This window comes from Rhodopseudomonas sp. (genome assembly GCF_048594845.1).
Lineage (GTDB): Bacteria > Pseudomonadota > Alphaproteobacteria > Rhizobiales > Xanthobacteraceae > Rhodopseudomonas.
On record NZ_JBMDXE010000361.1, the window covers coordinates 1 to 4,628 of the forward strand.

Sequence of the window (4,628 nt, forward strand, 5' to 3'; positions counted from 1 at the left end):
CGGGAGAGCATGGAGCAAACTCGGCGACAGCGTTCTCCCTCCCCCCTTGCGGGGGAGGGTCGGGGTGGGGGGTGTCACGAGGTGAGGCTCCCGTTGTGGACCCCCACCCCCGACCCCTCCCCGCACGGGGGACGGGAGCAGGCAGCGGTTGCGCCGGCGCTGAGCGTATGCGGCGGACCTACTCATCCAAGATCCACGTATCTTTAGTCCCGCCGCCCTGGCTGGAATTGACCACCAGCGAGCCTTCCTTGAGCGCGACGCGGGTCAGGCCGCCGGGGACGATGGTGACGCGGTCGCGGCCAGTCAGCACGAACGGGCGCAGGTCGACGTGGCGCGGCGCGAGGCCGGCTTCGGTGCAGGTCGGGCAGGTCGAGAGCGCCAGCGTCGGCTGGGCGATGAAGCCTTCCGGCTCGCGCTTCAGCTTGTCGCGGAACGCCTCGATCGTCGCCTTGGTGGCGGCGGGGCCGATCAGCATGCCGTAGCCGCCGGAACCGTGCACTTCCTTGACGACGAGTTCGCCCAGATGGTCGAGCACGTAAGCGAGGTCGCCCGGTTCGCGGCAACGCCAGGTCGGGACGTTCTTCAGGATCGGCTCCTCGCCGAGATAGAACTTCACGATCTCCGGCATATAGCTGTACACCGCCTTGTCGTCGGCGATGCCGGTGCCGACCGCATTGGCGAGCGTGACGTTGCCGGCCCGGTAGGCCGACATCAGGCCCGGGACGCCGAGCGCGGAATCCGGGCGGAAGGTGAGGGGATCGAGGAAGTCGTCGTCGACCCGGCGATAGATCACGTCGACCCGCTTCAGCCCCTCGGTGGTGCGCATGAACACCTCGTCGTTATTGACGATGAGGTCGCGGCCCTAGACCAGCTAGATGACGAGCTTGTCGGCCAAAAACGAGTGCTCGTAATACGCCGAGTTGTAGACGCCGGGCGTCATCAGCGCGACGGTGGGTTCCGACGACGAATGCGCCGGCGCGACGGAGCGCAGCGCGGTCAGCAGTTCGTCCGGATAGCGCTCGACCGGCGCGATGCGGTGGCGGGCGAACAAGTCCGGAAACAGCCGCATCATCACTTCGCGGTTTTCCAGCATGTAGGACACGCCGGACGGCGTCCGCGCGTTGTCCTCCAGGACGTAGAAATCGTTGTCGTCGACCCGGACGAGATCGATGCCGGCGATGTGGACGTAAACGTCGTGCGGCACCGCCTGGCCGTTCATCTCCGGCCGGAACACCGGGTTCTGAAAGATCAGATCGTGCGGGATGATGTCGGCGCGGAGAATGTCGCGGCCATGATAGATGTCGCGCAGGAACATGTTCAGCGCGCGCACCCGCTGCTTCAAGCCGAGTTCCATCCGGGCCCATTCGCTGCCGGACAGGATGCGGGGGATAACGTCGAACGGGATCAGCCGCTCTTGGGCCTCGGCGTCGCCGTACACCGCGAAGGTGATGCCGATCCGCCGGAACAGCATCTCGGCTTCCTCTCGCCGATGGGCGAGCGCCTCGGGCGGCGTTTCGGCGAGCCAGCGGGATAATTCCTCGTAGGCCCGGCGAGGCTCGCCACCCGGGCCGTTCATTTCGTCGAACGCAACTGCCATATCGCCAAATTGATTCCAAAGCTGTTTGCACGAGAGTGCAGCACGGAACACGATGGTAGCAAGGGCCGGGCCAGCACGATATGGAGGGAGTGGACCGATTTCTGCGATCGGTTCAGGATGTTGCCCGAAAAACGGGCGGCGCGCCGCCCAATCAAGTGTCAGCGTGCGCGATCAGACGGCTGAGCCATCGGCCGGGAGGGACAAGGGACGTCATGAGCGACATCGTCACGGCGGGTATTCTGGTGATCGGCGACGAGATCCTGTCCGGCCGCACCAAGGACAAGAACATCGGGTTTATCGCCGAATACCTCACAAACATCGCTATCGACCTGCGTGAAGTGCGCGTGGTCGCGGACGACGAGGACGCGATCATCGAGGCGCTCGATGCGCTGCGCAGCCGCTACACCTACGTCTTCACGACCGGCGGCATCGGCCCGACTCACGACGACATCACCGCGGACTGCGTCGCAAAAGCGTTCGGCGTGTCGATCGGCTATCACCCGGAGGTGGTGGCGCGGTTCCGCGAGCGCTTCTCGGAAGCCGAGCTCAACGAGGCGCGGTTGCGGATGGCGCGCATTCCCGACGGCGCGGAGCTGATCCAGAGCGCCACTATCATCGCGCCCGGCTTCAAGATCGGCAATGTCATCACGATGGCCGGCGTGCCGTCGATCATGCAGGCGATGATGGACATCGTCGCGCCGAAATTGAAGTCCGGAGTGAAGATGCTGTCGGAATCAGTCAAGGCCGATGCGCGCGAGGGCGACATCGGTGGACCGCTGCGGGCGATCGCCGCTGCGCATCCGGACACGATGATCGGCAGCTACCCGTTCCTCGACGAGGAGCGCAAACCAAATACCAACCTGGTGGTGCGGTCCCGCGATCCGGACAAGCTTCAGCAGGCGATGGCGGCCGTGAAACAGATGCTGGCGGAGCTGCACAACAACAAGAACAACTAAGCCGCCAGCGCATCCCGGGAGGGGGGCGATGGACAGGGACTCGGTGTTCTGGAAGATCGCGGACGGCCGGATGCCGCCGCCGCCCTGCGCCAAGACGCTCGGCATGACGTTCCGGCGGGTCGATCCCGCCGGCTGCATCGAGGTGGCGTTCGAGGCGACGCCGGCGTTTCTCAATCTCGCCGGTCACGTGCAGGGCGGCTTCCTCGCCGCGATGCTGGACGACACCATGGGGCCGGCGCTGGTCGCCACGCTCGACGCCGGAGAGTTCGCCCCGACCGTCAATCTTGCCGTGCAATTCCATCGTCCCGCCAAGGTCGGGCCGTTGAAAGGCATCGGCCGCGTGCTATTGCGGGGCCGAGAGGTCTGCCAGCTCAGCGGCGAATTGCTGCAGGACGAGCGGGTGGTTGCCACCGGCACCGCGACGGCAGTGATTCGCAGGATGGGAGCAGAGACATGGGCGGCGCGACAGAAGCCGGCGTAGCGGGGCGGCCGTTTCCGGTGTCGTGGGATCAGTTTCATCGCGACTGCCGGGCGCTGACCTGGCGGCTGAACGAGGTCGGGCCGTTTCACGCCGTGATCGCCATCACCCGCGGCGGCCTGGTGCCGGCCGCGATCGTGGCCCGCGAACTCGGCCTGCGGGTGATCGACACCATCTGCATCGCCAGCTACGCCCACGACAAGCAGGGCGACCTGCAGGTGCTGAAAGGCGTCTCCGACCAGACCGCCGCGCTCGGCGGCGGCACCGGCAAGGGCCTGTTGATCGTCGACGACCTGGTCGACACCGGCAAGACCGGCCGCATGGTCCGCGACCTGTTGCCCGACGCCCATTTCGCCACGGTCTACGCCAAGCCGCAGGGCAAGCCGCTGGTCGACACCTTCATCACCGAAGTCTCGCAGGACACCTGGATCTTCTTCCCCTGGGACACCGGGCTGAGCTTCCAGCCGCCGCTGAAGGATGGGGCGGCGTAGCCTGGACAACCGTCATTGCGAGCGAAGCGAAGCAATCCGGCTCAGTGCACGAAGCTGGATTGCTTCGTCGCTTCGCTCCTCGCAATGACGTGGAGAGGAAATCGCAGCTTAACCTCTCCCCGCGCGCGGGGAGAGGTCGGATTGCGCAGCAATCCGGGTGAGGGGGCGTCTCCACGCGCTTGAGCATTTCGGGTGGCTCGCCTGACCGCCTATCAGTACATCGCAGGCGCTCGGCCGCGCGGAGGCGCCCCCTCATCCCAGCCTTCTCCCCGAGCGCGGGGAGAAGGAGCGCGCCGTGCGCGTAAAGCAGTCGTGCTCGACATCAGGAGTCTCATGCCGCTGCAAAATCGGGTGACGCCGTTCGGCGACATCGTCGCGGTGGCGGCGCGTGGGATGTTCACCGGCAATCGCGGCATCATCCATGATCCGGCGACGCGCACGCTGCTGAACCGGCGCTGGTCGAGCCCGGCGTGGATCACCTGCGTCTGCGACTTCCGTGGCCGCCGCCGCACCGTGATGGCGACGCGGAGCTGGACCGAGCTGTTCTTCCTGGATGAGGCCACCGCACTCGCGGCCGGCCATCGGCCCTGTTACTTCTGCCGCCGCGACGACGCGAACCGCTTTGCCGCGGCATGGGCGAGGGGCAACGGACTTGAGCGCGTCAGCGCCAAGGAGATCGACGCGACGTTGCATCGCGAGCGCCTCGACGGACGAGGCAAGCGGCTACATCCGCTGCCGTGTGCGGTGGCCGAGTTGCCGGATGGGGCGATGGTGACGGAACGGAGTGATCCAGCTTCACAGGTTGCCGGCGACGACGTCACAGGACCTCATGCGCGCGCATGCTATCTGATCACGCGCGGCCGCCTGCTGTGGTGGTCGTTCGACGGTTATCAGCCGGCTGATGCCGAGGCGCTCGAGAGCCGAGCAAGGCAGTTTGTCCTGCTCACACCGCCGTCGACGCTACGCGCCCTTGGCGCAGGCTATCAGCCCGCACGGCATCCGACCGCCCTGCATTCGACCGTAGGTACAACCTAACCCCGTCATTCCGGGCGCGCGCCGCGCGCGCCCCGACTCCCAAACCCCCGGCGCCGGGATTTATGCCCAGC

The 4,628-nt window shown here is 66.4% G+C and carries 4 protein-coding genes and 1 pseudogene; 4 read left to right on the plus strand and 1 reads right to left on the minus strand.

Translation table 11 applies throughout. From position 1 onward, the window contains the following. Positions 1-178: 178 nt before the first annotated feature. A pseudogene (locus ACOJTD_RS24690) lies at positions 179-1,597 on the minus strand (circularly permuted type 2 ATP-grasp protein). A 212-nt stretch (positions 1,598-1,809) separates the two neighbouring features. Between ACOJTD_RS24690 and ACOJTD_RS24695 the strand changes: the two are divergent. The 4 genes from ACOJTD_RS24695 (at position 1,810) to ACOJTD_RS24710 (ending at position 4,557) form a co-directional block, all read left to right on the plus strand. Then, positions 1,810-2,553 carry a competence/damage-inducible protein A gene (locus tag ACOJTD_RS24695; RefSeq protein WP_420135489.1) on the plus strand — a complete coding sequence of 248 codons (744 nt, stop codon included), beginning with the start codon at positions 1,810-1,812 and terminating at the stop codon, positions 2,551-2,553. Between the two features lie 28 nt (positions 2,554-2,581). Beyond that, positions 2,582-3,034: a PaaI family thioesterase gene (locus tag ACOJTD_RS24700; protein ID WP_420135490.1), complete on the plus strand. Its 453-nt coding sequence runs from the start codon at positions 2,582-2,584 to the stop codon at positions 3,032-3,034. Next, positions 3,007-3,522: a xanthine phosphoribosyltransferase gene (gene gpt / locus ACOJTD_RS24705; RefSeq protein WP_420135491.1), complete on the plus strand. Its 516-nt coding sequence runs from the start codon at positions 3,007-3,009 to the stop codon at positions 3,520-3,522. The genes ACOJTD_RS24700 and gpt overlap by 28 nt, the downstream gene beginning before the upstream one ends. Positions 3,523-3,855: 333 nt before the next feature. Further along, positions 3,856-4,557 (plus strand): hypothetical protein, encoded by a 702-nt coding sequence (locus ACOJTD_RS24710; RefSeq protein WP_420135492.1) that lies wholly within the window; start codon positions 3,856-3,858, stop codon positions 4,555-4,557. Positions 4,558-4,628 lie beyond the last annotated feature (71 nt).

Excerpts from the sequence above, each read along its gene's own strand:
- ACOJTD_RS24695 (WP_420135489.1), top strand. The coding sequence starts at position 1,810 with ATGAGCGACATCGTCACGGCGGGTATTCTGGTGATCGGCGACGAGATC.
- ACOJTD_RS24700 (WP_420135490.1), top strand. The coding sequence starts at position 2,582 with ATGGACAGGGACTCGGTGTTCTGGAAGATCGCGGACGGCCGGATGCCG.
- gpt (WP_420135491.1), top strand. The coding sequence starts at position 3,007 with ATGGGCGGCGCGACAGAAGCCGGCGTAGCGGGGCGGCCGTTTCCGGTG.
- ACOJTD_RS24710 (WP_420135492.1), top strand. The coding sequence starts at position 3,856 with ATGCCGCTGCAAAATCGGGTGACGCCGTTCGGCGACATCGTCGCGGTG.